Raw genomic sequence first — 26,106 nt, forward strand, 5'->3', positions numbered from 1 at the left:
CCCGCGCGGCGTTCGGCGGGACCGGCGGGGCGTTGTGGCGGGATAGGGAGATGATGGGCGCGTGCGGATCGAGGACGTCACCCCGGAAACCATGCGGCCCGTGCGGCGCTCGTGGCTGGTGCAGAGCTGGCACGACCTGACCTTCTTGCACTGGCCCGTACCGCCCGCCACGGTGGCGCCGTTCCTGCCGCGGGGCACGGTTCCCGACACGCTCGACGGGGTCACGTACGTCGGGCTGATCGGGTTCCGGATGGTGAAGCTGGGCCCGGGCCGCGGGCCGGGGATCCCGTACCTGGGCACGTTCTGCGAGACGAACGTGCGCCTGTACAGCGTCGACTCGCAGGGGCGGCGGGCGGTGGTGTTCCTGTCGCTGGACGCGGAACGGTTGCTGCCCGTGCTGACGGCGCACGCGCTGCTCCGCCTGCCGTACAAGTGGTCACGGATGTCGTTGCACAAGAACGACGGCGTGCTCAGCTACTCCAGCACACGCCGATGGCCCGGGCCGCGCGGATCCAAGACCGCTATTTCCGTACGGGTGGGAGCACCCGTCCCGGACCCCACGCCGACGGAACACTTCCTGACCGCCCGGTGGGGGCTGCACACCCGGGCCTGGGGCCGTACGGTCCACCTGCCGAACGAGCACCCCCGCTGGCCGCTGTTCCGGGCGGACCTGCTCGACCTCGACGACGACCTGCTCCCGGCCGCGGGCGTACCGGTGTCGGGCCCGCCGGCCAGCGTCCTGTACTCCCCCGGCCTCCCGGTCACCTTCGGCGGCCCCAGCGTCGCCGCCACATGAACACGGCCGCAGCACCCCGCACGACGGCCACCGCACCCCGCCGATACGGCCGCCAGGACGCCTCGGACGACGGCCGCCGCAACGCGCCCACACCGGCCATCACTGGGATGCCCTGACCGCACGTCCCGCAGGACACCACGCCGGCCGCGCAACGGCCCAACCATCCATCGACGCGGGCCATCACCAGGGCGAACTGACCGCACGCCCCGCAGCACACCACGCCGGCCGGACCACGGCCCGATCGACTCCGGGCCGCCACCACGACGCCTCATGTCGCGCCCGCCATGCCGGTCCGGGGCCGGCCGCCGGACCGACCACCGTCACAGGCCCACCGGGCTCCGGTGACGGCACGAGGGCGGCGTCGCGGGGCGAACCGGCCTCGGGTCAGACGCGCGACGGGATGCGGCGGTGCAGTTCGGCCAGGAGGACGTCCGGGCCCGGGGACATGAGCCCCACGTCGATCACGTACGCCGTCCGCGCGTCGCGGCGTACCGTGCGGGGTCGCCGGCCTGGGCCCGGCAGTTCGGTGACCTCGGCCGTGGAGGTCGGCGTGACGACCAGCTCCGTGAAGGGTCCCCACCGGCGAAGCGCGAGCGAGGCGACCGCCGACCAGGGCAGGTGCACCCCCCGGCGGCCGGTCGCGGCGAACTCGAGGCCCCGCACCGAACTCTTCAGCCACCCGAACCGGCGCCAGGCCACCAGCACGACCACGCCCGCCGCGACGACGGGGACGATCAGCAGGCTCTCCGCGATCGTGACGAGGTCGGCGGCGGTCGGCGGCATGCCCAGGGCGATCGAGATCAGCAGCCACAGGGCGCGCACCACGAGGAATGCCAGGGCGATCACCCACAGCATGGTCACGAAGACCATGCCGCGGGGCTGGAAGAACGTGGTGGCGTCCTCACCGATCTCCAGCGGATGATCCTGCACGACGCCCATTATGCCCGGATTGCGATGCCGCTTCCGCCGTTCGCCCGCGGAAGCAGCAGCCGGCACACACCGCGCACTACCGGCCCGCACCGCGCAAGACCGTCACGCACCGCCGACAACCGGCACGAACCGCGAACGAGCGGCACGCACCGCGGACAAGCCGCACGCACCGCGGACAGCCGGGTCGAGGACGGCGACTACGGCCGGCATGGCTCGAGGGCGGCGGCTACAGCGGATCGGCGGCGGGTGGGTTGCCCGGCAGACCCGCCGGACCGGATCCGGGCGGATTGCCCGGATGCCACATCGTGCCGGCGGCAGGCGGATTGCCCGGCGGCCACGTCGTGCCAGCAGCCGGCGGGGTGCCCGGCGACCACAGCGGATCGGCGGCGGGTGGGTTGCCCGGCAGACCGGTCGGGCCCGCGGCCGCGACGCGGCCGGCCAGCAGGTCCGCCACCCGGTACAGCGGCCCGAGCAGCTGCGGGATTGTCTCCGGGTCGCGCAGCCGGCCGGTCGTCATGGCCAGGAGGTCGGTGCCCTGCAGCGTCCATACCGGTACGGCCCCCGCCACGTGGGCTGCCAGGAGGGCCGCGCTCAGCGGGTACGGGGAGGCGCCCGGCTCGCCGACCACCTGGAAGTGTTTGTCGAACTGCTCGTGGCCCAGCGCCGTACCCGTGCCGAACAGCGCGCGGCCCCACTTGGAGAGGGTGCCTCGGGGTTGGATGCCGAGGTACGGGGACGGCCGGTCCAGGTGGACGACGAGGACCGTGTAGTGGTGGGTCGTGGACTGGGTGCCGTGCGTGGTGCCGCCCTGGCCGTCCGACGTGGTGGTCGAGGTGGTCACCGTGTGCGAGTAGTCGGCGACGCTGGCGCGGCGGCCCCACAGCGCCCCGGTCAGGGCGAGGGTCACGCCGCGGCGGTTGCGGCCGGGCAGGCGTTCGCTCCAGTCGACGGCGGGGTTCGGGACGATGGTCCAGCCGTGGGCCGCGACCCATCGGTGCAGGGCCTCGCGGCGCTCACGCTCGCGGCGGCGGCCCGCGACGACGGAGACCACCACGAGGGCGACGACTGCCGCCATGCAGGTCAGAGACCCGCCGAGGATCACGACTGCGTCCATGGCCGCACAGGATGCCACGCTCCCGCCATCCCGGGCATCCCCGCCGCGCGGAAGCGTCGAGATCGCGCCCCGGCCGGGGCGCGCAAGGCGAGCGGAGACAGGCAAGGCAGGGCCGCGCCGGGCCGGGCCGACGCAGGGCGGGCGCAAGCGGCAGGGCCCCGCGATGGGAGCGCGCGGCGGGGAGCACGCGAGGTCCGGGCGCGAAGCGGCAAGGCGCGAGGTGAGAGGGCGCGAGGCGGACGGCAAGCGGGGAGGGCGGCCTGCAAGCGGGGAGGGCGGCCTGCAAGCGGGGAGGGCGGGGCGCGAGGCGGGAGGGCAGCAGCGCATACGGCGACGGGCGCCCCCGGGCGGGCGGCCGGCGGGCGGGGGTGGGTAAGTGGCCGGCGGTGACCGGGGGCAGCGGGTCCCGGTGCGTGCCGAGCGGCTCCGTGTCGACGACCTGCTCGACCGGCTGCATGCCGGCCGCTGCCGCCACCGCTTCCGCCTGGGCCTCCGACGTGACGCCGACCTTGGCGAGCTGGCGGGTGTAGCTCTTCGTCGCCGTCCAGAGCTTGTAGATCAGGAGGAGTTCGAAGGCGGCCAGCAGGACCCCGGACAGGACCGTCACCGGGATGATCTGGTTGGTCAGCGGGCCGACGATGAAGACGAACATCTGGAACTCGATGCCGCTGAACACGTGCGCGCGGATCCGCTGGCGGACCAGCATGTTGCGGACGCGGACGAAGGCGCTGAACTTGCTGCGGAAGTCGCCGTACACGTCGACCACCGGGCGTTCGGCGCCCTTGCCGTCGACCGCCGTCGCCGTCGCGGTGGCCGCGCCGATCGGGTGCTCCGCGTCGGTCTCCTCGACGAACATCGGCGGGGCGCCCTCGCCCTGGGCCGCCTCGAGGTGGCGGCGCATGTCGTTCTTGACCTTGCCCATCTGCAGGGCGTTCAGGTACCGGAACATGTCGAGGAAGATGATCGCGCCGGCCAGCCACAGGTAGTGGATGTTGTCGGTCTTCGCGTACAGGCCGCCCATCAGGGCGATCGCGCAGACGAGGACGCGCAGGCGGTCGAAGACGTAGTCGAGCCAGGAGCCGAAGACCGAGCCGGTGCCCTTGAGCCGGGCGATCTTGCCGTCCATGCAGTCGAGCACGAAGCTGAGGTGGAAGACGACCGCGCCGGCCACCAGCCACGGGTAGTCGGCCTGGGCGAAGCAGGCGGCGGCGATCAGGCCGAGCACGAAAGCGCCCATGGTCAGCAGGTTCGGCGTGATCCACCGGACCGGGGCGACGAGCCACACCAGCCGCGACGCGAGCGGGTCGACCAGCCAGACGGTCCACCAGGCGTCGCGATCCTTGTAGGTGCGGGTGCGGATCTCGTCGAGCGAGAAGCGCTGTGCCATGCCACAACTCCACCGAGGTGATGAATACGTGAATAGTGAGACGCGCGGACCTTACAGGAGATCGATTGGCAGCATAGAAGCCAGGCCAAGAATCTGGACAAAGAGTGAAATGTTTGCCCGTACGGCCCGCGGATCATGAACTGTAGGTAATCGGGTCAACAGCCGACCCCGGCCCGCCGAGCGGCCGGCGACCGGAGCGCCGCCACACGGCGAGAGCCCGCCGAGCGGCCGGCGACCGGAGCGGCGCCACACGGCGCGAGAGCCCGACGAGCGGCCGGCGACGAACCAGCGGCACGCAGCGCGAAGGAAGCCCGACAAGCGCCCGCGCGGCAAGCGCCCACGCGGCAAAGGCGAGCGGCAAAGGCGAGCGGCAAGGGAGCGCGCGAAGGCGCGGTCCGCAAGGAGCGCGGGCGGCAGGGAGCGCGGGCCGCAAGGAGCGCGGGCGGCAGGAAGCGGGCGGCAAGGAGCGCGGGACAGGAGAGCCACCCGTGCGGGCGACAGCCGTGTTGGCCGCCGGCGGCCGGCGTGTCAGGATGCCTGCAGTCCGACAGACCGGGGGTACGGGTGGACGCCGAGCACGTGGCGGGCGATCTCGAGACGGTGCTGCTGCGCGAGGACCAGATCCTTTCCCGCGTCGCCGGCCTCGCGCGGGAGATCGGTACGGACTACGCCGGCCGGGACCTGGTGCTCGTCGGCGTGCTGGGCGGCGCCGCCACGTTCACCGTGGATCTCGCCCGCGCCATGGACAGCTCGGTCGAGATCGGCTGGATGGCGATGCGGTCGTACACGACGGGCAAGCGCAGCTCGGGGTCCGTACGCCTGCTCAAGGATCTTGATCTGGACATCGAGGGCCGCGACGTGCTGATCGTCGAGGCCGTGATCGACACCGGGCTGACCATGTCGTGGCTGATCTCCAGTCTGCAGCAGCGCCGGCCCGCCTCCGTCGCCGTGTGCGCGCTGCTGCGCAAGCCGGACAGCCCCGCGTTCGACGTGCCCACGTACGTCGGCTTCGACGTGGAGCCGGGGCTGATCGTGGGCTACGGCCTGGACTTCCGCGGCCGCTACCGCAATCTGCGCTGTGCCGCCGTGCTCGCGCCGCACGCCGTGCGGTAGAACCACCCGATGCCCGTGACGAACCCCTGGCTGGCCGGACCCTCCCCCACCGAGCGCCTGCCGCGCGATCGCCTCGAGGAACGCATCCTCAACCTGCTGTCCACCCACAACATGTGCGTGCTCGCGACCACCGGGCCGGGCGGTGCCCTCGCCACCCCGGTGCGCTACTTCCATCTCGGCTTCACCGTGATGTTCACCGCCGCCGCCGGTACGCCGAAGCTGCGCAACATCGCCGCCGACCCGCGCGTGTCCCTGGGGATCTTCGCGCCCCTGGTCGGTCAGGCCAGCAGCCGCGGCGCGCAGATCTTCGGCACGGCCCGCGTGCTGACGCCCGGCGACGCGGATTACGCCGAGCACTGGCCGGCCGTACGCTGGCAGTCCGACCACGTTGAACGCTCCCGTGACCTGGACGATCCGCCGCACGGACCGCTCGTGGTGGTGCCGGCCGAGCGCATCGTCTACACCGAGCATTGGCTGCGCCGGGACGGGTACGCGCCCCGCCAGTTCTGGAAACGCTAGCCCGCGCGACTCCCCTCGGGCGGCGGGCCCGGCGCGGCCGCCGGGTGCTATCCGGTGCGGCCACGTACGCTCGACAGTACTCAGGTACGAAAGGTTGGCACCGTGACAGAGTTCGACGGCCTCCCCCTGCTGCGCTCCCCCGTGGCGATCGCCGCCTTCGAAGGGTGGAACGACGCCGCCGACGCGTCGACGGCCGCGGTGGAGCACCTGGAGCAGGTGTGGCAGGCCCGCGAGATCACCACCATCGACCCGGAGGAGTTCTACGACTTCCAGGTCAGCCGTCCGACCACCACGATGGGCGACGGCGAGACGCGGCGCATCGAATGGCCGACCACCCGGTTCAGCGTGGCGAGCCCGCCCGGCACCGAGCGCGACGTCGTGCTGATCCGCGGCATCGAGCCCAGCATGAAATGGCGCACGTTCTGCGAGCAGATCCTCGAGGTGTGCCACAGCCTCGAGGTCGACCGCATCCTGCTGCTCGGCGCGCTGCTCGCCGACGTGCCGTACACGCGGCCGCTGCCGATCAGCGGCACCGCCTCCGACGAGTCGGTGGCGGAGAAGTACAAGGTCGCCCCCACCCGGTACGAGGGACCCACCGGCATCGTGGGCGTCCTGCAGGAGGCGGCCGGCCGCGCCGACGTGGAGGCGCTGTCGTTCTGGGTGCACGTGCCGCACTATGCGAACAACCCGCCCTGCCCGAAGGCGACGCTCTCGCTGCTGAGCCGCCTGGAGGACGTGCTGGACCTGCCGGTGCCCCTGGCGGACCTCGCGCAGGAGGCCGACGAGTGGGAGAAGCGGGTCCGCTCGGCGGCCGAGCAGGACGCGGAACTCGGCGAGTACGTGCGCGAGCTCGAGGAGCGGGTCGGCGACGAGGGCATCAAGCCGCTGACCGGCGACGAGATCGCCAGCGAGTTCGAGAAGTACCTGCGCCGCCGGGGCGGCTCCGCGGGCCCCACCGCCGGGTCCTGGTGACGAGCGGCCCCACCGCCGGGTCCTGGTGAACAGGGGTGGCGGCCGGCGCGGAGCCGGCCGTCACCTCACCGCCAGAAGGTCGCGACCGCCGCGTTGACCAGCGTCAGCGCGATGATCCCGATGAAGTGGCCGCGGGCCACGGCCTCGCGCCGCTTGCGCCACGGGATGAACACCATGATGAAGATCGCGACGGCGATCAGCAGCTTCACGGCGAGCTTGGCCGGCTCGGGCTCGGCGTCGCCGCCCCCGCGCAGCGGCGCCGCGAGCGCCAGGCCGGTCACGACCTGGATCACCGAGCCCCACAGCATGGCCGGGTTGATCCGCAGCTTGCCGGAGATGTACTGGACGATCGCACCGCCGAGCAGCAGCGCGAACCCGACGAGGTGCGCGTAGCGCAGGATCAACCGCAGAGCCTCCATGGCCGCACAGCCTAGAGGTCCGCTTCCCCGCTGATGTCCGCAGGTGCCACGGCGTGTCGCTGCGGCGCCCCGCACAGCCCGTAGGGCATCCTAGGAACCTAGGGTCTGGAGGTCGCAGCATGACGATCAACCCCGGCGCCGCCGAGTTCCCGCACCGGCAGATCGCCGCGCAGCTCAAGGAACGCATCCGGCGCGGCGACTGGCAGCCCGGCGAGCGACTGCCGTCCATCCCCGCGATGGCCGAGATGTTCGGCGTCGCCAAGCAGACCGTGCAGCGTACGGTCGACCAGCTGCGCGTCGAGGGCATCCTGATCACCAAGCCCGGCTCCGGCACGTACGTGCGCGGCACCCGCCGCCGGCTCAACCGCCTCTCCCGCGGCCGGTACGGCGTGCATCGCGGCTACCACGCCGACCTGGCCGCCCGCTACCGCCAGCAGTTGACCGCCGTGGGCCGCGACGCCGCGCCGCCCGAGGTGGCGGACGCGTTCGGGGTCCGCGACGGCACGGAGATGCTGGTCCGCCGGCACGTGGTCCGCGCAGACGACGCGACCGTCGAGGTGGGCGCGTCGTGGTTCCGGGTGACCGACGCGACCGGCACGTCCCTGGAGCGCGCCGAGGCCTTCGGGCGTCCGCTCTACCAGGAAGCCGAGGAGGCGATCGGGAGGCGCTACACCTCGGCGACGGACACGATCAGCGCCCGGCAGCCGAGCCGCGAGGAGGCGGAGATCCTGCAGATCCGGCCGGACACGCCGGTGCTGCACCTGCTGCACGTGGCGTTCGACGAGAACCGCAAGCCGATCGAGGTCGCGCAGGCCACGTGGCCGGGGCCGATGACGACGCTGACCGAGGAGTACCGCATCCCCGCCCCCACGCCGGACCCCGACCCGGACCCGGGCCTCACGCTCGCTTAGAGACGGTGGGCCCACCGCGCCGGGCCGCCGGCAGTCCGCACCGCGACCCCTCCTCGGTGGCCAGCACGTTCTCCTCCAGCCGCAGCAGGCTGGCCAGGGCGACCTCCTGCTCGGATGGGCTCATGTCGCCGACCGTCAGCTCCTCCAGCTGCGCCCAGATGCACTCCACGCTCTCGCGCAGCGCGTCGCCCGCCGGGGTGGACACCACCAGCGACGCCCGCCGGTCCTTCGGGTCCGGCTTGCGGCGCACATAGCCCGCCGCCTCGAGCCGCTGCACGATGCGGGTCGTGCCCGCCGAGTCGGTGCCGAGCTCGGCGGCGAGGTCGGCCTGGCGCTGCGGGCCGGACTCCCACAGCCGCATGAGCAGCAGTTCCTGACTGGGGTGCAGGCCCAGGTCACGCAGCAGCCGCCCGGCGAGGAGCTGGTGGATCCGGGCGAGCCGCGCGATGGCGTGGCTGATCGGTCCGCCGGGCAGCGCCTCGGCAGTGGGGTTCATGCAGCTGAGCGTAGCTCCGCTCAACAGTGGCGCTCGTCACGGCCGCGCCGGGAAACAATCCGGGCCGGCCGGAACTTACCTGTCCTGGACAGCAAAAAAGCTGTCCAGGACAGGAGTTTGTGATGACGACCGCATTCGACGGGGGCCGGCTCGGCCGCTACACCACCCGCAACCGCGTGGTCATGGCCCCCATGACGAGAAGCCGGGCGTACGGCGAGGGCGCCAGCCCCACACAGCTCATGGCCGAGTACTACGGCCAGCGCGCCGGCGCCGGACTGATCATCACCGAGGGTACGCAGCCCTCCGCCGTGGGACAGGGCTACCTGAACACCCCCGGCCTGCACACCGCCACCCAGGTCGAGGCGTGGAAGCCGGTCACCGCCGCGGTGCACGCGCGCGGCGGCCTGATCTTCGCCCAGCTCATGCACTCCGGCCGGATCGGGCACCCGAGCCTGCACGGCGCCACCCCGGTGAGCGCCTCCCCGGTCGCCGCCGCCGGGCAGGTCTTCACCGCCGAGGGCCCGCAGGACCTCGTGACCCCGGAGCCGCTGGACGAGGCCGGGATCCAGGCCACTATCACCGACTTCGCCGACGCGGCACGCAACGCGATCGAGGCCGGCTTCGACGGCGTCGAGCTGCACGGCGCCAACGGGTACCTGCTGCACCAGTTCCTCTCCACGAACGCCAACGTGCGGACCGACGGGTGGGGTGGCACGGTCGAGGGCCGCATCCGGCTGGTCGTCGAGGTGGCCCGGGCCGTCGCCGGCGCGATCGGTGCGGACCGCGTCGGACTGCGGATCTCGCCGTCGAACCCGTTCAACGACATCGTCGAGGACGGCCACCGCGAGACGTACCTGGCCCTGGTCGACGCGCTCAACCCGCTGGGGCTGGCGTACCTGCACGTCGGCGAGGGACCGGACACCGAGTTCACGCCGCAGCTGCGGGAGCGGTGGAACGGGCCGCTGATCCTCAACCCGTACACGCCGGGCGGGTGGACCGGGCCCGAGGCGCTGAAGCTGGTCGAGAACGGCGAGGCGGACCTGGTCTCGTACGGCGCCCTCTTCCTCGCCAACCCGGACCTGCCGGAACGCCTCGCCGCGGGCGGGCCGTTCAACACCCCCGACTACGACAAGGCGTACGGCGGCGACCACACCGGCTACACCGATTACCCGGCGCTGACCGCGGCGGTCTGATCCACCGGCTCCCGGCGGTCCTGATGGGCCGCCGGGGCGCGCAGGCCACGGTCGAGCAGCGCGAACGCCACGCCGATGAGCAGCGGGCCGGCCACCCCGGCCGGTCCCGCGGCCAGCACGAGGAACGCGGCCACCCCGGCGACGGTCAGCACGGGCACCCACCGGCCGGCCAGCCCGTCGGTGGCCGCGCCCACGGTCACCGCGATCAGCCCCAGCAGGCTCAGCGCCATCCCCGGCAGCGCCCAGCCGAAGGCCAGCAGCGGGAAGCCACCCATCGTCTCCCCCACCCGGCCCGCCGCGGCGTCGCCGAGCACCTGCCGGGCCGCGAGATCCGCCGTGTCGCCGACCATCAGCGCGCTGAAGTGCAGCAATGCCACGACGGTCACCCCGGCCGCCACCCTGGTGAACCGGCGCCCGCGCGCGGCGATGCCGAGGACCGCCGGGACGAACAGCAGCCAGCCGAGGTGCAGCAGCAGCGCGCTGAGCTGCAGCACCACGGGATGGTCGCTGGTGGCGGCCGGCGCGGTCAGCATGCCGAGCGCGAACGCCGCGGGGGCCGCGTACAGGCAGATCCTGGAGACCCGGCGGCGGAACGCGCCGAAGACGTCCGGCTCGCCGGCCTCAGGCCGGCGGGTGACCAGCTGCCATCCGGCCGCGCCGTAAGCGCCGGCCAGGACCACCGGGCCGAGCAGGTTCACCGGTACGGGCGAGATCGCGAACAGGAAGTACAGCACCGTGCCGAGCAGCGCCGCCCCGGCCGTCCACCACGAGATCACCCGGCCCCGGGCCGCGGCCACCGGCACGAGCACCAGCGACAACGCCCAGCCCGCGAGGCCCGGCCACTGCCAGCCCGCCATGGTCGGCGTCTGCTCCTCGAACCGGGTGGTGACCGCCGCGGCCTGAGCGTCCGGCAGGTTCTGCTCCAGCGCCAGCACGAAGAAGTCGATCACCATCAGCGCCGAGAACGTCGCGAGCCCCAGCAGCACCGCGACCCAGGCGACCCGGGCGAGCGCGGCGCCGCGCGTACGGATCGGGGCCAGCAGCCCCAGCATCCCGGGCACGAACAGGACCCAGGCCCAGTGCAGCAGCAGCGAATGCCACTGCGTCGCGTCCGGATGGGCGCGGTAGATGCCGTGCACCTCGCCGGTGCCGAGCGCCGGGTCCACCCCGGTCGCCACGGCCAGAGCGATCGGAGCCGTCACCAGAGCGACGGCGGCCGCCTTACGCCACATCGTGGCCTCCTTGCGTGTTGCGTGGATGTCGGCCGCCGACGCTACGAACGGCGTGGCCTGCGGTAACCCGTACCGGGAGGGAGCCGGGGTCCGCCTCGGGGAGGACGGGCCGTCCCCCGCGCGACGGTCTCGCGGGACGGGCCGGGCCCGTACGGTCGAACAGTGATCCGCAAGCCACGCCCGCTCGACCTCGCGCTCGGCGCCGGGTTCGCCGCGTTCGCCCTGATCGAGGAGTACGTCGTCCGGATGCCGGGGAGCTGGTGGCCGTACGCGCTGGCGGTGTGCACGGCGTTGGTCGTCGCCCGTCGCGCGGTGCCGCTGCTCGCGATGGCGGTGAACAGCGTGGCCGCGTGCTCGTTCTTCTACGCCGACACGCCCGTCAGCTACCGGCTGTGGCAGCTTGTCGCGATGATGATCTCGGCGTACACGGTGGGTCAGCTCGTCCCGGGCCCGCAGGCCGGCCGCCGCGACCGGCTGCGCGCCGCCGCCGGAGCCGGGCTGGTCCTGCTCACCGCCCTGCTGTACTGGGAGAACGACCGCACCGACCCGATGGCCGCCTTCTTCTTCACGACCGCCCCGTACGCCCTGGGCGCCGTGGTCGCCGCGCAGGCCCGCCGGCTCGCCGACACCGCAGCGGTCCGCGCGTCGATCCGCGAGCAGCAGGCCCGGGAGGCGGTGATGGAGGAACGCGTCCGCATCGCCCGGGAACTGCACGACATGGTCGCGCACAGCGTGACGGTGATGGTCATCCAGGCGGGCGCGGTCCGGCGGCGGCTCGACGCGGGGCTCACCGTCGACCCGGAGCTCCTGCAGGGCATCGAGGAGGCCGGCCGCGAGGCGGTGGGCGAGCTGCGCCGCACTCTCGGCCTGCTGCGCGGGGACGCCGGCCAGACGGCACCGCCCGCCGGCCTCGACCGGCTCGACGACCTGGCCGGCCAGGTCCGGGAGGCGGGCCTCAAGGTCATTCTCGACCGTACGGGCAGCCCGGCGACGTTGCCGCCGGCCGCGGACCTGTCGGCGTACCGGATCATCCAGGAGGCCCTCACCAACGTCCTGAAACACGGCGGCGCGGCGGCCGCGACGGTGACTGTCGCCGCCGAGGCCGGGGGCGTACGGCTCACCGTCGCCAACGACGGCCCGGTCGTGCCGCCGCCGGCGGCCGGGAACGGGCAGGGTCTGATCGGGATGCGGGAGCGGGTGGCGTTGTTCGGGGGTACGTTCACCGCCGGGCCTCGGGACGGGGGTGGGTTCGCGGTGGAAGCATGGCTGCCGGCGTTGCCGGCGACGGGCTCACCGACCTCGGCAGCTGTTCAGGCGGGGTCGTGAGCGGGGGGATCTCGGTCGTCATCGCGGACGACCAGAAGATGGTCCGCGCCGGCCTGCGGATGGTCATCGAGACCGAGCCGGACCTGCGCGTCGTCGGCGAGGCCGGCGACGGCGTGGAGGCGGTCACCCTCACCCGGCGGCTACGGCCCGACGTGGTGCTGATGGACATCGCGATGCCCCGCCAGGACGGCCTCGCGGCGACCCGGGCCCTGCTGTCCGCCCCGAACCCGCCGCGGATCATCGTGCTGACGACGTTCGACACGGACGAGAACCTGTACCGGGCGCTGCAGGCGGGAGCGAGCGGCTTCCTGCTGAAGGTGTCGTCGCCCGAGCATCTGATCACGGCGGTCCGGGTCGTGGCGGCCGGCGAGGCGCTGCTCGATCCGGCGGTGACGACCCGGGTCATCTCGGCGTTCGCGGGCCGGCCCGGTCCCGCGGCACCACCGGAGCTGGACACGCTGACGCCCCGCGAGACCGACGTGCTGCGCCTGCTGGCCCGCGGCAGGTCCAACGCGGAGATCGCCGCGGACCTGGCCGTGGGCGAGGCGACGGTGAAGACGCACGTGGCGCGCGTGCTGATGAAGCTGGGGCTGCGGGACCGGGTGCAGGCGGTCGTGTACGCCTATGAGTCCGGCCTGGTCAGAGCCGGCCGCTGACCTCGGCCCGGCGGCCGGGCGCGGCGGTCTCTACAGGCGGATGCCGAGGAGGGCGTCCACCGTGCGGGACATCAGCTCCGGGGCCGCGGTGTCGTCGCCGGTGCCCGACAGGGCCGCCTCCGTCCAGGCGTCGATCAGGGCGAGCGCCGCCGGGGTGTCGAGGTCGTTGTGCAGGGCCTCGCGGACCGCGGCGAGCAGGCCCTCGCCCGACGGGCCGGCCGGGGCGGCCGCCGCGGAGCGCCAGCGGGCCAGGCGCTGCTGGCCGGTCTTGAGGACGTCGTCGGTCCACTGGCGGTCGGTGCGGTAGTGCTCGGCGATCAGGCCGAGGCGGACCGCCATCGGGTCGACGCCGTCGCCGCGCAGGCGGGAGACGAAGACGAGGTTGCCCTTGGACTTGGACATCTTCTCGCCGTCGAGGCCGATCATGCCGGCGTGCACGTAGTGGGCGGCGAACGGGGCGCGGCCGGTGAGGCGCTCGGCGTGGGCGGCGGAGCACTCGTGGTGCGGGTAGAGCAGGTCGTTGCCGCCGCCCTGGACGTCGATGGTGTCGCCGAGCAGGCCGGTGGCGATCGTCGCGCACTCGATGTGCCAGCCGGGGCGGCCGGGGCCGAGGTCGCCGCCCTCCCAGGCCGGCTCGCCGTCGCGGGCGCCGCGCCACAGCAGCGGGTCGAGCGGGTCGCGTTTGCCCTCGCGGCCGGGGTCGCCGCCGCGCTCGGCGGACAGGACCAGCATCTCGTCGCGGGTCAGCCCGGACTCGTAGCCGAACGAGGGCGCCGCGGCGATCGAGAAGTAGACGTCGCCGGTGCCGTCTTCGAGGGTGTACGCCGACCCGTCCGCGAGCAGCTCCCGCACGTGCCCGGCGATCGCGGGGATCGACTCCACCGCGCCCACGTAGTGCACGGGCGGGATCATCCGCAGCGCCTCCATGTCCTCACGGAACAGGGCGGTCTCGCGCATCGCCAGCACGACCCAGTCCTCGCCGTCACGGTTGGCCCGCTCCAGCAGAGGGTCGTCGATGTCGGTGACGTTCTGCACGTAGCGCACGTCGAGGCCGGCGTCACGCCAGGCGCGCTGCACCAGGTCGAACGTGATCATCGTGGCGGCGTGCCCGAGGTGGGTGGCGTCGTACGGCGTGATGCCGCAGACGTACATGGTCGCGGTGGTTCCGGGCCTGGTCGGTGCGACCCGGCGGCGGGCGGTGTCGTACAGGGCCGGCAAGGCGGCCCTTCCCGGCAGGGTCGGCACGTCGTGCCCGGTCCATGCGTCCATGGTCACCGAGCCTATCCAGACCCGGCGGCAGTTTCGCCCGGGGCGTGAGTAAAGACTCAGGAAGACGCGGCGGCCGGATCAGACCGGCGGCCAGGGCACCGCCGGCCAGTCCTGCGGCGGCTTCGGGAACCGTCCGGCGCGCAGCAGCCGCCGCACCCGCAGCCGCGCGTGCTGCACCTCGGAGAGCGTCAGGTGCTCCTCGAGCTTCTCCCCCAGGTCGCCGTCGAGCTCCGCGCCGAGCCGGGTCAGCACCTCCACGCACTCGGCGGGCAACTGCCGGCCCGTCCAGCCCCACAGCACCGTGCGCAGCTTGTTCTCGACGTGGAAGCTGACGCCGTGGTCGACGCCGTGGATGCGGCCGTCGGGGGCGTACAGGACGTGGCCGCCCTTGCGGTCGGCGTTGTTGATGACCGCGTCGAGCACGGCGAGGCGGGCCAGGCGGGGGTCGTCGGCGTGGGCCAGCGCGTACGCGTCGCCGTCCTCGTCACGCGCCGACGCGACCGGGAACCAGCCCTCGGGCACGTCGTACGCCGGGACGAACCCGATCAGCGCCTCGGCGTCCGCCGGTTCGTCGATCCACAGCTGGCAGGCGCCGGGGCCGAGCGGACCGTCCCGCAGGATCGTGGGCGGTACGAGCCCCCAGCCGCTGGCCTGCGACACGAGGAAAGCGGACACCTCCCGGCCGGCGAGGGTGCCGTCGGGGAAGTCCCACAGCGGGCGTTCACCGCGCACCGGCTTGTACACGCAGCGGCGGGTCACCCCGTCGAGGGTGATCTCCGCGCGCAGCGTGGTGTTGGAGGCGTCGACGAGCCGGCCCTCGAGCTCCATCGTGCCGTGGTGGAGCAGCTCGAGGGCGTCACCCTCGGCGAGCGCCTGCGCCGGCTCCGTCGTCACCGGTGGTAGCCGTTGTGCCGGGGGCAGAGGTGGCCGGCCGGGTCCAGCGGCTGGCCGCAGAGCGGGCAGGGCGGGCGGCCGGCGGCGACCACGCGGCGGGCGCGGTCGATGAACGCGCGGGTCGCCTCGGGGGTGAGCCGGACGCGGAGCCGGTCGAGGTCGTCGTCGGGCTCGTCGTCCTCGTCCTCGTCGTCCGCGGCGTCGTCGTCCTCCTCGGCGCCCAGCTCGACCTCGGCGTCGGCCTCGCCCGCCTCGATCGCCTCGATGACGACCGTGGTGGTGTCGACGTCGAAGGCGAGGCCGAGCGTGCCGACCCGGAACTCCTCGTCGACGGGGGTGTCGAGGGGCTCGTTGTCGTTGACGGCGAGCGGGGACGACTCGGGCAGCTCGACGCCGAACCGCCGGCCGGCCTCGGTGAGCAGCTCCTCGAGCTTCTCGGCGAGCAGCGACACCTGGACCTTCTCCAGCGCCACGCTGACCACCCGCCCGCCACCGCGGGCCTGGAGGAAGAATGTCCGGTCGCCCGGCTCGCCCACCGTCCCGGCGACGAACCGCTCCGGCGGCTCGAAGGCATGCACCTGGTGGGTCATGGCAACGACCCTATCCGCCCGCGCGCACGATCGCGCGGCGCACCGGCCCGGTTCGCCGAGGGCGCAACGCGAGCCCCCATCGCCGTCACACGCTGGTCACGCGCCGTCAACACGGGTTCACACGCCGGCGCCGGCGCCACCGCCCACCGCGGCGTCGGACTGCGCCGCCGGGTCCGCCGCCTGCCCGTCCTCCTTCTTCACCGGGATGAGACCGGCGAGGTCGGCGGTGTCGTTGAGGCGGACGAGGAACGGGCGGGTCGGCGTGTAACGGATCACACTGATCGAGGCGGGATCGGCGACGATGCGCTGGAACTCGTCCAGGTGCAGACCCATGGCGTCCGCGACGATGGCCTTGATGATGTCGCCGTGGCTGCACGCCACCCACAGCGCGTCGGCGCCGTGCTCGGCGGTCACCTTGGCGTCCCAGCGCCGGATCGTGGCGACCGCCCGCGCCGACATGGCCGCCATCGCCTCGCCGTTGGGGAACACCACGGCGCTCGGGTGCTGCTGCACGACGGGCCACAGCGGGTCCGTGGCCAGCTCCTTGAGCGGCCGGCCCTCCCAGTCGCCGTACCCGCACTCGGTGAGGCCGTCGTCGACGGCCGGGACGACGTCCGGCAGGGCGAGCTCGACGGTCTGCCGGCAGCGGACCAGCGGACTGCAGACGACCGTCGCCAGCGGCAGCGCGCGCAGCCGTTCCCCGGCACGCCGGGCCTGGTCACGGCCGGTGTCGTCGAGCTCGACGGGGCGGCGGCCGGCGAGCTCGCCGGTCGCGTTGGAGGTGGTCCGCCCGTGGCGGAGCAGCAGGACGGTCGCCACGGCTACTCGGCCACGCCGGACGCTTCGTAGGCCTCCGCGACCGCGCGCAGCGTGGCGATGCCGCTCTCCAGGTCACCCACGTACGGGCTCACCGACAGCGTGCCGACGCCGGCTGCCGCGTACTCGCGGATGCGCTCCACGATGCGCGCCTTGGGCCCGACCATCGACGTACGGTCGATGAAGTCCTGCGGCACCGCCGCGGCCGCGTCCCGGACCTTGCGGTCCAGGTAGAGGTCCTGGACCTGCTTGGCCTCGTCCGCGTAACCCATCCGGACGGCCAGCTGGTTGTAGAAGTTCTGCTCGCGGCTGCCCATGCCGCCGACATAGAGCGCCGCGTACGGCCGGATCAGGTCCGCGCACGCGGCCACGTCGTCGCCGATGGCGACGGGCACGGCCGTGCACACGTCGAAGCCGGCCAGGCCGGCTCCCGACTTCGCGCGGCCCCGCTCGATGTGCTGCAGCTGCTCCCCCGCCGCGTCCGGCGCGTAGAAGATCGCCAGCCAGCCGTCGGCGATCTCACCGGCCAGCTCCAGGTTCTTCGGTCCCACGGCCGCGAGATAGATGGGTACGGAATCCCGGGGCGGATGGAAGCCCAGTCGCAGCGCCTTCCCGGCTCCGCCCGGGAGCGGCAGCCGGTAGTGCTCGCCCTCGTAGGCCACGGGCTTGCGCGCGATCGCGAGCTTGACGATGTCGACGTACTCGCGGGTGCGGCCGAGCGGCTTGGCGAACCGCACGCCGTGCCACCCCTCGGAGACCTGCGGGCCGGAGACGCCCAGCCCGAGGCGGAACCGCCCGCCGGAGAGCGTGTCGATGGTGGCGGCCGTCATCGCGGTCATCGCGGGGCTGCGGGCGGGGATCTGCATGACCGCCGCGCCCACGTCGATGCGCTGCGTCTGGCCGGCGATCCACGCGAGCATGCTGGGCGAGTCGGAGCCGTACGCCTCCGCCGCCCACACCACCGAGTAGCCGAGCCGGTCGGCCTCCTGGGCCATCGCCAGGTGATCGGCGGGGGTGCTCCACGAGGTCTGGTATCCGAGGCTGAGTCCGAGCCGCACGGGTCCTCCCGTTCCTGCTGGCAGGGCCGCGATGCCCCGCGTTACGAAGCCTAGGCGACCACGCTGAGTGATCTTCGGGCCCTCGGGTCGCGTACCCGACGGTTGTGCGGCACTGTTGAGCTCTCAACAGCGTTCCGCCGGTGGTCCCCTCTGAATAAGGTTCACCCATGCAACAGCGACCGCTCGGCCGAAGCGGGCTGGCGGTCTCGCGGCTCGCGCTCGGCACCATGACCTGGGGACGGGACACCGATCCTGACGACGCGGCCGCGCAGCTGAAACTCTTCCTCGACGCGGGCGGCACGCTGATCGACACCGCCGACGTGTACGGCGACGGCGACGCCGAGGCGGTCATCGGGTCGCTGCTGGATCACATGGTGCCCCGCGACGAGGTGCTGATCGCCACAAAAGCGGGGCTGGGGCATTCGCCGCACCGCCGTCGCGACAGCTCCCGCGGTCACCTTCTGCGCACCCTCGACGCCTCGCTGCGCCGGCTCGGCACCGACTACGTCGACCTGTGGCAGCTGCACGGCTACGACCCGCAGACGCCGCTGGAGGAGACGCTGTCGGCGCTGGACCACGCGGTCAACAGCGGCCGGGTGCGCTACGTCGGGGTGTCCAACTTCGCCGGTTGGCAGACCGCGCAGGTGGCCATGTGGCAGCGGGCGTACCCGGCGCGCGCGCCGATCGTGGCCACCCAGATGGAGTATTCGCTGCTGGAACGCGGCATCGAACGCGAGGTGATGCCCGCGGCGGCGGCCCTGGGCATCGGCGTGCTGCCGTGGTCGCCGCTGGGCCGTGGCGTGCTGACGGGCAAGTACCGCAACGGCCGCCCGCTGGACTCGCGCGCGGCCACCGACCACCTGGCGCCGTTCGTGCGGACGTACCTGGAGCCGCGCAGCTCGAGCATCGTCGAGGCGGTCGTCACGGCGGCGGCCGGCCTCGGCGTCGAGCCGCTGGAGGTGGCGCTGGCCTGGATCCGCGACCGCCCGGGCGTGTCCGCGCCGATCCTGGGTGCGCGTACGGCGGGCCAGCTGCAGGGTGCGCTGCTCAGCGACGAGCTCACCCTGCCGCACGAGATAGCCCAGGCCCTCGACGACGTGTCGGCGGTCCCGCTGGGCTATCCGGAAAGGGAGGGTCTGACCGGCCCGGGGACTGGTGGCACGCCCGAACCGGGCGCATATTAGGACCCATGGACTACGAGTACGCGCCGCTGCGGTTGCCGTCGAATGTCGATCGCCTGACCGCCGCGGCGCAGCTGGCGATCCAGGCAGAGTTCTCCGGATGGGAGCTGGCCCGCGTGCAGCTCTTCCGGGACGGGACCCGCCAGGTGATGCTCCGCCGCAAGGTGGGCACCACGGGGCAGCCCGGCATCTCGATATAACCGAAGAGGAAGACCACCATCGCCCGCCACCGACGGGCGATCATTACGTCCTGGCCACGCCCGGGCAGACGACTGCCGGGGGTGCGCACCGCCCCGGGCGGACAACGGCCGGGCGCACCACGGCTCCGCCCGCGCTGGGGCAGAGCCGGGCGCACCCGGCCGGCTGCGAACGGCTCAGGCCGTCACCTCAGTGGTTGTGGCCGGCGTGGTCGTCTTCCTCGTCAGGCAGGAAGGGGTGCTCGTCGAGGCGGCCGACCAGAATGTCGTCCGGTCCGGGGGTGAACGGGCCGGCGCCGTCCTCGTCCGCGTACGCCTCGAGGTCGAGCGGCTCACTCACCTCGGAGACCGTCAGCAGGCCGTCGAGCGGTTCGAGCTCCGGCACGTCGAGCGACGACAGCGAGCCGTCCCCGGCCTGGAGCAGCTCCAGGACCGCCTCGCCGACGGATTCGATCGGCTCGGCCTCCTCGTCCTCGGGGACGAGGCCGCGGCGGGCGTTGTCGGCGACCCGGAGCAGCGCGGCGACGCTGGGCACCCGGTAGTCGCGGCGCTGGCGCACGGAGATGACCTGGGGGTGCGGGTCGCTCCCGGCGCCGTCGAGGCCGCCGGCGGCGGCGTTGAAGCGGGCGGCCGCCTCGTCCGGGTCGATCGATTCGACGTCCCAGGGCGTGACCTCGCCGAACAGGTCGAGCAGCTGCTCGTCGTAGGCGAACGAGGCGTTGTTGAGGTCGACGTAGGCCTGCCACACGTCGTCGTCGTCGACCCGGCCCTGGGCGGCCTTGACCGCCGCCAGGTGGGCCTTGGCGGCCGCCACGACCCGGTCGAGGGCGGCGTCCAGCTCCGCGTACTGGTCGGTCATGGTGTGAAAAGTCCTCTCATCAACGGCGTCGTTGTCGGGACGTCAGCTCGCCCTGAGCAGCCGGTCGAGCACACGCACGCCGAACTGTAGTCCTTCGACCGGAACGCGCTCGTCGACGCCGTGGAACAAAGCCGAGAAGTTGAGGTCGGCGGGCAGTTTGAGCGGCGCGAAGCCGAAGCAGCGGATGCCGAGCGTGCTGAAGGCCTTGGCGTCGGTGCCGCCGGAGAGCATGTACGGCACCGCACGGGCGCCCGGGTCCTCGGCGCGCAGCGCGGAGGACATCGCGTCGACGAGGGCACCGTCGAAACTGGTCTCCAGGGCGGCCTGCTGCTGCAGGTGCTCGATCTCGATGTCCGGGCCGATCACGGCGCGCAGCTGCTCGAGGAAGAGCTCGGCCTGGCCGGGCAGCGTACGGCAGTCGATGGTCGCGGACGCCTTGCCCGGGATGACGTTGTCCTTGTACCCGGCCTCGAGGCGGGTCGGGTTGGCGGTGTTGCGCACGGTCGCGCCGATGAGGTTGGCGATGGGACCGAGCTTGGCGATGGCCAGCTCGGGCTCGGCGGGGTCGATCTCGATGCCGAGCGCCTCGGAGACCTGCTCGAGGAACGCCTGCACGGTCGGCGTGACGACCATCGGGAACTTGTGCCGGCCGACCGCTGCGACGGCCTCGGCGAGGGCGGTGACGGCGTTGTCGTCGTGGACGAACGAGCCGTGACCCGGGCGGCCGCGGGCGTGCAAACGCAGCCAGTCGATTCCCTTCTCCGCGGTCTCCACGAGGTAGAGCCGCAGGTCGTCGTTGATCGTGTACGAGAAGCCGCCCACCTCCCCGATCGCCTCGGTGCAGCCCTCGAACAGGCCGGCGTGCTCGCGGACGAGGTACTGCGAGCCGTACTCCATGCCGGCTTCCTCGTCGGCGGTGAAGGCGAGCACGATGTCGCGGGGCGGGACGACGCCGGTACGTTTCCAGTCGCGGACGACGGCGAGCATCATCGCGTCGAAGTCCTTCATGTCGATCGCGCCGCGCCCCCACAGGTAGCCGTCCTTCTCCTCGCCGGAGAACGGCGGGACGGACCACTCGCTCGCGTCGGCGGGGACCACGTCGAGGTGGCCGTGCACGAGCAGCGCGCCGCGCGACGGATCGCTGCCGGGGATACGGGCGATCAGGTTGGCCCGCTTCGGCGCGGACTCGTGCAGCTCGACGTCGATGCCGGCCTCGGTGAGCTGCTGCGCCACGTACTCGGCGGCGGCACGCTCACCCACGGTGGTCCGGGGATCGCCGGTGTTGCTGGTGTCGATCCGGAGCAGGTCGCGGCAGATTCCCACGACCTCGTCGGCGGCGGTGACGGGTTCCATCCGCCCTTCTTACCAGGTGGGGCGGGGCGGCGTTTGGCGGGTGATCAGGTACGGGTAAGACCCGGCCGTGTCCGTACATCTGCCTCCCCTGCCGCCGGTCGGTGGCGAGACGACCGGCCCGAACGTCGCCGATGTGATCTCCCGTGAGCACCGCGAGCTGCTGGCGCTGGCCGAGGAGCTGGCCGCAGGCGGGGCCGACGCCGCCCGCGGCCGTACGCTCACCCAGGTCCTCGTGGCCGCCGTGTCCCGGCATCTGTCCGCCGAGGAGCAGTACGTCTATCCCGCCGTGCGGGCCGTGGTCTTCGACGGCGAGGGCCTGGTGGACCGGGAGATCACCGAGGACCGGGCCATGCTGGAGGCGTTGCGCCTGCTCGAGGCCGCGCCGGAGGACGAGCGCGCCGAGCGGGCCGCGGACGTGCTGCGCCGGTTGCGCCGGCACGCGGACGCGGCCGCCGGGGAACTGATGCCGTTGCTGGTGCGCATGGCGTCGGTGGAGGATCTGATCCGGCTGGGCAACCGGGTGGAGACGGCGAAGGAGGCCGCGCCGACCCGGCCGCATCCGGGGACCCCGGCGACCCCGCCGTGGAACAAGGTCGTGGACCCCGCGGTGGCCATCGTGGACAAGGTGCGTGATGTCGTGGGGCGGCGGACGACGTACCCGAAGGACCTCTGACCTTACTGATAGTGATAGATCCCACACTGAACGTTCCAGTATGGGCGTACGGGTTAGCTGCTTTGGTCCGTTTGTTTAACCCGTTTGTCACATCTGGAGGATCTTTGGCTGGCCGAAGGTCTAGCCGATATCGCGCGAACGTCCTACCGTCACGCTATGAACCTGGAGCTGCGGCATCTCAAGGTGGTCTGTGCCATCGCGGAGACGGGCAGCGTGACGAAGGCGGCGTCGCTGCTGGGGCTCGCCCAGCCGGCCCTCACGGCGCAGCTGCAGCGCATCGAGCGGACGCTGGGCGGGCCGCTCTTCGAACGCGACCGGCGGGGCGCCCGGCCGACCGCCCTGGGTGAGCTCGTGCTCTCCCGCGCCCGGGTCCTGCTGCCGGCGATGAAGGGGCTGCAGGACGAGGCCGCCCGGCTCGCCGGCGCGGGCTCCGACAACACCATGAGCCGCTACCGGATCGGCTCCATCGGCGGGCCGATCATCGGCGGCATGGTGCACCGGCTGTCCGAGGCCCAGCCGGACGCGCAGATCAGCACCCACGCGTCGTACTACGTGGAGGAACTGGCCACGATGGTCCTCGCGGGCAAGCTGGACTACGCCCAGGTCGGGGTCTGCGGCGACGCGCTCCCCTCGGCGGAGTACGGCCTCGTCTGGCAGACCATCGCCATCGACGGCGTGTGCGTGCTCATGCCCGAGAAGCACCCGGCGGCCAAGGGCGTCGACGTGGACCTGGCGGACCTGGCCGAGGAGCAGTGGGTGGCCGGCACCGGCGACGGCTGCTTCGGCGACTGCTTCGCCGCGGCCTGCGCCCGGGCCGGGTTCACGCCGAGGCGGATGCTGGAGACCGACATCCGCGGCTGTGTGGACATGGTGGAGTCGGGGCTTGCCCTCGCGCTCTGCCAGCCGACGTTCCGGCCGCCCGGCGGGCTGACCCACGTACCGATCCAGGGCGCGCCGCTGCGCTGGCGGCAGGTCCTGGGATGGCACCCGGACAGCCCCGCCGCCCGGGTGGCGCCCCGGCTGATCAGCATGGCGAGCGAGGCGTACCAGGAGGCCGCGGCCCGCAACCCGCTCTACGTGGAGTGGCTGGAGGGCTATCCGCAGCTCGGCGCCCAGCAACTCGCGGCGGCATGAGAAAGCCCCGGCACTCGTGGGAGCGCCGGGGCTGTTCTGTACGGGCGTCAGGCGGCGGCCGGTGACGGCGAGCGGACCTCGAAGGTCAGCCGGTCGTCCGCGACGTCGACGTGGACCGTCCGGCCGGGTGCCAGGTCCGCGGCGAGCAGCATCCGCGAGAGCCGGTTGTCGAGCTCACGCTGGATCGTGCGGCGCAGCGGCCGGGCGCCGTACTCGGGCTGGAAGCCGCGGGCGGCCAGCCAGTCGATGGCCGCGGGGGTGAGCTCCAGGCCGACGTCCTGCGCGTGCAGGCGCCGCCGGGTCTCCTCCAGCAGCATCCCGGTGATCTGCCGCAGCTGCTCCGTCTCGAGCTGCCGGAAGATGATGATCTCGTCGATCCGGTTGATGAACTCGGGGCGGAACTGCTCGCGCAGCCTGCGGTCCAGCCGCTCGCGCAGGTCGCGGTCCTCGCTCACGCCGGCGTCGGCAGCGCCGAAGCCCAGCGTGCGCCTGGTGCCGTCGATGATCTCGGACCCGATGTTGCTGGTCATGATCAGGACGGTGTTCCGGAAGCTCACCGTCCGGCCCTGGCTGTCGGTCAGCCGCCCGTCGTCGAGCACCTGCAGCAGGATGTTGAAGACGTCCGGGTGCGCCTTCTCGATCTCGTCCAGCAGCACGACGGAGTACGGCCGCCGCCGTACCGCCTCAGTCAGCTGGCCGGCCTCGTCGTAGCCGACGTAGCCGGGAGGGGCGCCGACGAGCCGGGACACGGTGTGCCGCTCCTGGAACTCGCTCATGTCGAGGCGGATCATCCGGTCGGTCTCGCCGAACAACGCCTCCGCGAGGGAGCGCGCCAGCTCGGTCTTGCCGACGCCGGTCGGGCCGAGGAACAGGAAGCTGCCCACCGGCCGGTCCGGGTCGCCGAGCCCCGCACGGGAGCGCCGTACGGCCTCGGCAACCGCCGCGACGGCCTCCTCCTGGCCGACCACGCGGTCGTGCAGGTGCGCCTCGAGCCGCAGCAGCCGATCGCGTTCCTCCTCGGTGAGCTGCGCGACCGGGATGCCTGTCGCCCGCGAGACGACCTCGGCGATGTCCTCGGGGGTCACCCGCGGCACCGCGTCTCCCCCGGCGCCCGCCGAGTCCATCCGCTGCCGGATCGCGTTGATCTCGTCGCGCAGCTGGGAGGCCTTCTCGTAGTTCTCCGCCGCCACCGCCTGGTCGCGGTCGCGGGTGAGCTGCTCGAGGCGGCGCTCCTGCTCGCGGACGTCCGCGGCGGGGGTCTTGACGCGCAGCCGTACCCGGGCACCGGCCTGGTCGATCAGGTCGATCGCCTTGTCCGGCAGGAACCGGTCGGTGATGTAGCGGCCGGACAGCTCCACCGCGGCGTCGAGCGCCTCGTCGGTGATGCGCACCTGGTGGTGCGCCTCGTAGTTGTCGCGCAGCCCGCGCAGGATGGCGACGGTGTCCTCGACGCTGGGCTCGCCCACCAGCACCGGCTGGAAGCGGCGGGCCAGCGCCGCGTCCTTCTCGATGTGGCGACGGTACTCGTCCAGCGTGGTCGCGCCGATCACGCGCAGCCGGCCGCGGGCGAGCGCGGGCTTGAGCATGTTGCTCGCGTCCATGCCGCCGCCGTCGCCGCCCCCGCCGGCACCGACCAGCGTGTGGATCTCGTCGAGGAACACGATCAGGCCGTCGCCGCTCTGCTGGATCTCGTCGATGACCTTGCGCAGCCGCTCCTCGAAGTCGCCGCGGTAGCGGGTGCCCGCAACCAGGCCGGCCAGGTCGAGCTGGATCACGCGCTTGCCGGCGAGGGTCTGCGGGACGTCACCGTCCACGATGCGCTGGGCCAGGCCCTCGACGACGGCGGTCTTGCCGACGCCGGCCTCGCCGATCAGCACCGGGTTGTTCTTGGTACGCCGCGACAGCACCTCGACGGCCTGCTCGATCTCGGTGGCGCGCCCGATCACCGGGTCGATCTCGCCACGCCGGGCCAGGTCGGTGAGGTCCACACCGTACTGCTCGAGGGTCGGGGTGTTCGTGGCGCCACCGCCGCCCCCGGCAGCCGAGGGCTCGGGCTGCTGCAGGGTGCCGGGGTCGACCCGGCCGGCGAGCAGGCGCCCCGCGGTGGTGTCGGGGTTGAGGCCCAGCGCCATGAGGATGTGCTCCGGGCCCACGTACGACGCGCCGACCGCGCGGGAGAGCTGCAGGCTGTCCAGCAGCGCGCGCTTGGCCGCCGGGGTCAGGGCGATGTGCTCGGGCAGCTCGGCGCCGGGCGTGCGGGTGGCTGCGCCCAGCTCGGCGAGCAGCGCGTCGGGGTCCGCGCCGGCGCGGCGGACCAGCGACTTCTGCGGTTCCTGCTGCAGGGCGCCCCAGAGCAGGTGGTCGGTGTCGAGGTCGGCGGGGCCCACCCCGGCGGGGGCCACCTCGGCGGCCCGGCGCGCCGCGTCCGAGAGGACCTCGCGCGCGTCCGCGCTCATGTACTTCGTGATGTCGATCCGCTGCGCGGCCCGCCGGGGACCTGCCGCGCCGAAGAAACGGGCGATCAGGTCGTCCCAGTCACCGGGGCCGGTCGGCCCCAGGGGTCCGATACTCATTGATCTTCTTTCGTTGCGGGTTCATCGGGTGTGAGACGCTGCCGGTATGGCCGTACCGCTGCTGGTCGTGGACGCCGCCAACGTCGTCGGCTCCAAGCCGGACGGGTGGTGGCGTGACCGCGCGGGCGCTGCGGCCCGCCTGCGTGATGCGCTCGTACCGATCAACGCCGATGGCCTGCCGGACCTTCCCGGCCCGGTCGAGGTCGTGCTGGTCGTGGAGGGTCGCGCTCGTCACACCGGCCCGGTCCCGGGCGTACGCGTCGAGCCCGCGCCCGGCTCCGGCGACGACGAGATCGTGGCGGTGGTGACCCGCGAGGGCGCCGGGCGGCGGGTCGTCGTGGTGACCGCCGACCGCGGGTTGCGCGCGCGGGTGACGGCGCTGGGCGCGGAGGTACGCGGCCCCTCCAGCGTCCCGCGCTGAATCGGGCACTCGGGCACGACCGTC

At 73.0% G+C, this 26,106-nt stretch carries 27 protein-coding genes; 13 read left to right on the forward strand and 14 right to left on the reverse strand.

Going from position 1 to position 26,106, the window contains the following annotated elements:
• Positions 1–61: 61 nt before the first annotated feature.
• On the forward strand, positions 62–796 hold the full coding sequence (locus IT780_RS19475) for a YqjF family protein (RefSeq protein ID WP_307831265.1): 735 nt from the start codon (positions 62–64) through the stop codon (positions 794–796).
• 384 nt (positions 797–1,180) lie between these two features.
• Here the strand turns inward: IT780_RS19475 and IT780_RS19480 are convergent, their stop codons facing one another.
• The 3 genes from IT780_RS19480 to IT780_RS41995 all read right to left on the reverse strand — a co-directional run bounded on the left by IT780_RS19480 (position 1,181) and on the right by IT780_RS41995 (position 4,227).
• The gene (locus IT780_RS19480) at positions 1,181–1,726 is read right to left on the reverse strand and encodes a hypothetical protein (RefSeq protein WP_199513006.1); all 546 of its coding nucleotides are present in this window, start codon (positions 1,724–1,726) and stop codon (positions 1,181–1,183) included.
• A gap of 226 nt (positions 1,727–1,952) precedes the next feature.
• Positions 1,953–2,840 carry a hypothetical protein gene (locus IT780_RS19485; RefSeq protein ID WP_199513007.1) on the reverse strand — a complete coding sequence of 296 codons (888 nt, stop codon included), beginning with the start codon at positions 2,838–2,840 and terminating at the stop codon, positions 1,953–1,955.
• The gene (locus IT780_RS41995) at positions 2,740–4,227 is read right to left on the reverse strand and encodes a CDP-alcohol phosphatidyltransferase family protein (RefSeq protein ID WP_233413086.1); all 1,488 of its coding nucleotides are present in this window, start codon (positions 4,225–4,227) and stop codon (positions 2,740–2,742) included. The genes IT780_RS19485 and IT780_RS41995 overlap by 101 nt, the downstream gene beginning before the upstream one ends.
• Positions 4,228–4,791: 564 nt before the next feature.
• Here IT780_RS41995 and hpt point away from each other — a divergent pair.
• From hpt to IT780_RS19505, 3 genes are all read left to right on the forward strand, one after another.
• A complete protein-coding gene (gene hpt / locus IT780_RS19495; protein ID WP_307831266.1) occupies positions 4,792–5,340 on the forward strand; it encodes a hypoxanthine phosphoribosyltransferase in 549 nt (182 codons plus the stop codon).
• 9 nt (positions 5,341–5,349) lie between these two features.
• Complete coding sequence (locus IT780_RS19500) at positions 5,350–5,859, forward strand: pyridoxamine 5'-phosphate oxidase family protein (RefSeq protein WP_199513008.1); 510 nt, start codon at positions 5,350–5,352, stop codon at positions 5,857–5,859.
• A gap of 102 nt (positions 5,860–5,961) precedes the next feature.
• Positions 5,962–6,831 (forward strand): PAC2 family protein, encoded by an 870-nt coding sequence (locus IT780_RS19505; protein WP_199513009.1) that lies wholly within the window; start codon positions 5,962–5,964, stop codon positions 6,829–6,831.
• Positions 6,832–6,896: 65 nt separating this feature from the next.
• Here the strand turns inward: IT780_RS19505 and IT780_RS19510 are convergent, their stop codons facing one another.
• Positions 6,897–7,250, reverse strand: coding sequence for a hypothetical protein (locus IT780_RS19510; RefSeq protein WP_199513010.1), 354 nt, complete (start codon positions 7,248–7,250; stop codon positions 6,897–6,899).
• Positions 7,251–7,369: 119 nt separating this feature from the next.
• On the opposite strand from IT780_RS19510, the gene IT780_RS19515 reads away from it, so the two are divergent.
• Positions 7,370–8,161 (forward strand): GntR family transcriptional regulator, encoded by a 792-nt coding sequence (locus IT780_RS19515; protein WP_199513011.1) that lies wholly within the window; start codon positions 7,370–7,372, stop codon positions 8,159–8,161.
• Here IT780_RS19515 and IT780_RS19520 read toward each other — a convergent pair.
• Entirely contained in the window at positions 8,148–8,657 is a 510-nt protein-coding gene (locus tag IT780_RS19520) for a MarR family winged helix-turn-helix transcriptional regulator (protein ID WP_199513012.1), read from the reverse strand. The genes IT780_RS19515 and IT780_RS19520 overlap by 14 nt on opposite strands.
• A gap of 122 nt (positions 8,658–8,779) precedes the next feature.
• Between IT780_RS19520 and IT780_RS19525 the strand changes: the two genes are divergently transcribed.
• The gene (locus IT780_RS19525) at positions 8,780–9,850 is read left to right on the forward strand and encodes an alkene reductase (RefSeq protein WP_199513013.1); all 1,071 of its coding nucleotides are present in this window, start codon (positions 8,780–8,782) and stop codon (positions 9,848–9,850) included.
• On the opposite strand, the gene IT780_RS19530 is transcribed toward IT780_RS19525, so the two are convergent.
• Positions 9,823–11,082, reverse strand: coding sequence for a hypothetical protein (locus IT780_RS19530; RefSeq protein WP_199513014.1), 1,260 nt, complete (start codon positions 11,080–11,082; stop codon positions 9,823–9,825). The two genes, IT780_RS19525 and IT780_RS19530, sit on opposite strands and share 28 nt — an antisense overlap.
• Positions 11,083–11,244: 162 nt before the next feature.
• Here IT780_RS19530 and IT780_RS43190 point away from each other — a divergent pair, with 162 nt between their 5' ends.
• A complete protein-coding gene (locus IT780_RS43190) occupies positions 11,245–12,408 on the forward strand; it encodes a sensor histidine kinase (protein ID WP_199513015.1) in 1,164 nt (387 codons plus the stop codon).
• A complete protein-coding gene (locus IT780_RS19540; protein ID WP_307831267.1) occupies positions 12,405–13,064 on the forward strand; it encodes a response regulator in 660 nt (219 codons plus the stop codon). The genes IT780_RS43190 and IT780_RS19540 overlap by 4 nt, the downstream gene beginning before the upstream one ends.
• A 30-nt stretch (positions 13,065–13,094) precedes the next feature.
• Here IT780_RS19540 and mshC read toward each other — a convergent pair whose 3' ends face one another.
• From mshC to IT780_RS19565, 5 genes are all read right to left on the reverse strand, one after another.
• Positions 13,095–14,333 (reverse strand): cysteine--1-D-myo-inosityl 2-amino-2-deoxy-alpha-D-glucopyranoside ligase, encoded by a 1,239-nt coding sequence (mshC, locus tag IT780_RS19545; protein ID WP_199513017.1) that lies wholly within the window; start codon positions 14,331–14,333, stop codon positions 13,095–13,097.
• 78 nt (positions 14,334–14,411) lie between these two features.
• The gene (locus tag IT780_RS19550) at positions 14,412–15,227 is read right to left on the reverse strand and encodes an SCO1664 family protein (protein WP_372443730.1); all 816 of its coding nucleotides are present in this window, start codon (positions 15,225–15,227) and stop codon (positions 14,412–14,414) included.
• A complete protein-coding gene (locus IT780_RS19555) occupies positions 15,224–15,817 on the reverse strand; it encodes a DUF3090 domain-containing protein (RefSeq protein ID WP_199513018.1) in 594 nt (197 codons plus the stop codon). Before IT780_RS19555 ends, IT780_RS19550 begins: the two co-directional genes overlap by 4 nt.
• A gap of 117 nt (positions 15,818–15,934) precedes the next feature.
• Positions 15,935–16,636, reverse strand: coding sequence for a histidine phosphatase family protein (locus IT780_RS19560; protein WP_199513019.1), 702 nt, complete (start codon positions 16,634–16,636; stop codon positions 15,935–15,937).
• Between the two features lie 2 nt (positions 16,637–16,638).
• Positions 16,639–17,691 (reverse strand): LLM class F420-dependent oxidoreductase, encoded by a 1,053-nt coding sequence (locus tag IT780_RS19565; RefSeq protein ID WP_199513020.1) that lies wholly within the window; start codon positions 17,689–17,691, stop codon positions 16,639–16,641.
• A 167-nt stretch (positions 17,692–17,858) separates the two neighbouring features.
• Here IT780_RS19565 and IT780_RS19570 point away from each other — a divergent pair, with 167 nt between their 5' ends.
• Complete coding sequence (locus IT780_RS19570) at positions 17,859–18,875, forward strand: aldo/keto reductase (RefSeq protein ID WP_199513021.1); 1,017 nt, start codon at positions 17,859–17,861, stop codon at positions 18,873–18,875.
• Between the two features lie 5 nt (positions 18,876–18,880).
• The gene (locus tag IT780_RS19575; RefSeq protein ID WP_199513022.1) at positions 18,881–19,072 is read left to right on the forward strand and encodes a DUF5703 family protein; all 192 of its coding nucleotides are present in this window, start codon (positions 18,881–18,883) and stop codon (positions 19,070–19,072) included.
• 187 nt (positions 19,073–19,259) lie between these two features.
• Here IT780_RS19575 and IT780_RS19580 read toward each other — a convergent pair whose 3' ends face one another.
• Together IT780_RS19580 and IT780_RS19585 are read right to left on the reverse strand one after the other, a co-directional pair.
• Positions 19,260–19,928 carry a hypothetical protein gene (locus tag IT780_RS19580; protein WP_199513023.1) on the reverse strand — a complete coding sequence of 223 codons (669 nt, stop codon included), beginning with the start codon at positions 19,926–19,928 and terminating at the stop codon, positions 19,260–19,262.
• 42 nt (positions 19,929–19,970) lie between these two features.
• The gene (locus tag IT780_RS19585) at positions 19,971–21,281 is read right to left on the reverse strand and encodes a M20/M25/M40 family metallo-hydrolase (RefSeq protein ID WP_199513024.1); all 1,311 of its coding nucleotides are present in this window, start codon (positions 21,279–21,281) and stop codon (positions 19,971–19,973) included.
• 67 nt (positions 21,282–21,348) lie between these two features.
• Here IT780_RS19585 and IT780_RS19590 point away from each other — a divergent pair, with 67 nt between their 5' ends.
• Complete coding sequence (locus IT780_RS19590) at positions 21,349–21,954, forward strand: hemerythrin domain-containing protein (RefSeq protein ID WP_199513025.1); 606 nt, start codon at positions 21,349–21,351, stop codon at positions 21,952–21,954.
• Positions 21,955–22,110: 156 nt separating this feature from the next.
• Entirely contained in the window at positions 22,111–23,088 is a 978-nt protein-coding gene (locus IT780_RS19595) for a LysR family transcriptional regulator (RefSeq protein WP_199513026.1), read from the forward strand.
• A gap of 47 nt (positions 23,089–23,135) precedes the next feature.
• Here the strand turns inward: IT780_RS19595 and IT780_RS19600 are convergent, their stop codons facing one another.
• A complete protein-coding gene (locus IT780_RS19600; protein WP_199513027.1) occupies positions 23,136–25,661 on the reverse strand; it encodes an ATP-dependent Clp protease ATP-binding subunit in 2,526 nt (841 codons plus the stop codon).
• A gap of 46 nt (positions 25,662–25,707) precedes the next feature.
• Between IT780_RS19600 and IT780_RS19605 the strand changes: the two genes are divergently transcribed.
• Positions 25,708–26,082: a hypothetical protein gene (locus tag IT780_RS19605; RefSeq protein ID WP_199513028.1), complete on the forward strand. Its 375-nt coding sequence runs from the start codon at positions 25,708–25,710 to the stop codon at positions 26,080–26,082.
• Positions 26,083–26,106: the final 24 nt, after the last annotated feature.

Source organism: Nucisporomicrobium flavum (genome assembly GCF_016464385.1).
Taxonomy (GTDB): Bacteria; Actinomycetota; Actinomycetes; order Mycobacteriales; family Micromonosporaceae; genus Actinoplanes; species Actinoplanes flavus_A.

Bases quoted from the DNA above. Each gene is read 5' to 3' on its own strand.
- IT780_RS19485 (WP_199513007.1), bottom strand. From the start codon at position 2,840: ATGGACGCAGTCGTGATCCTCGGCGGGTCTCTGACCTGCATGGCGGCA.
- IT780_RS41995 (WP_233413086.1), bottom strand. From the start codon at position 4,227: ATGGCACAGCGCTTCTCGCTCGACGAGATCCGCACCCGCACCTACAAG.
- IT780_RS19500 (WP_199513008.1), top strand. From the start codon at position 5,350: ATGCCCGTGACGAACCCCTGGCTGGCCGGACCCTCCCCCACCGAGCGC.
- IT780_RS19510 (WP_199513010.1), bottom strand. From the start codon at position 7,250: ATGGAGGCTCTGCGGTTGATCCTGCGCTACGCGCACCTCGTCGGGTTC.
- IT780_RS19515 (WP_199513011.1), top strand. From the start codon at position 7,370: ATGACGATCAACCCCGGCGCCGCCGAGTTCCCGCACCGGCAGATCGCC.
- IT780_RS19520 (WP_199513012.1), bottom strand. From the start codon at position 8,657: ATGAACCCCACTGCCGAGGCGCTGCCCGGCGGACCGATCAGCCACGCC.
- IT780_RS19525 (WP_199513013.1), top strand. From the start codon at position 8,780: ATGACGACCGCATTCGACGGGGGCCGGCTCGGCCGCTACACCACCCGC.
- IT780_RS19530 (WP_199513014.1), bottom strand. From the start codon at position 11,082: ATGTGGCGTAAGGCGGCCGCCGTCGCTCTGGTGACGGCTCCGATCGCT.
- mshC (WP_199513017.1), bottom strand. From the start codon at position 14,333: ATGGACGCATGGACCGGGCACGACGTGCCGACCCTGCCGGGAAGGGCC.
- IT780_RS19555 (WP_199513018.1), bottom strand. From the start codon at position 15,817: ATGACCCACCAGGTGCATGCCTTCGAGCCGCCGGAGCGGTTCGTCGCC.
- IT780_RS19570 (WP_199513021.1), top strand. From the start codon at position 17,859: ATGCAACAGCGACCGCTCGGCCGAAGCGGGCTGGCGGTCTCGCGGCTC.
- IT780_RS19575 (WP_199513022.1), top strand. From the start codon at position 18,881: ATGGACTACGAGTACGCGCCGCTGCGGTTGCCGTCGAATGTCGATCGC.
- IT780_RS19580 (WP_199513023.1), bottom strand. From the start codon at position 19,928: ATGACCGACCAGTACGCGGAGCTGGACGCCGCCCTCGACCGGGTCGTG.
- IT780_RS19585 (WP_199513024.1), bottom strand. From the start codon at position 21,281: ATGGAACCCGTCACCGCCGCCGACGAGGTCGTGGGAATCTGCCGCGAC.
- IT780_RS19595 (WP_199513026.1), top strand. From the start codon at position 22,111: ATGAACCTGGAGCTGCGGCATCTCAAGGTGGTCTGTGCCATCGCGGAG.
- IT780_RS19600 (WP_199513027.1), bottom strand. From the start codon at position 25,661: ATGAGTATCGGACCCCTGGGGCCGACCGGCCCCGGTGACTGGGACGAC.
- IT780_RS19605 (WP_199513028.1), top strand. From the start codon at position 25,708: ATGGCCGTACCGCTGCTGGTCGTGGACGCCGCCAACGTCGTCGGCTCC.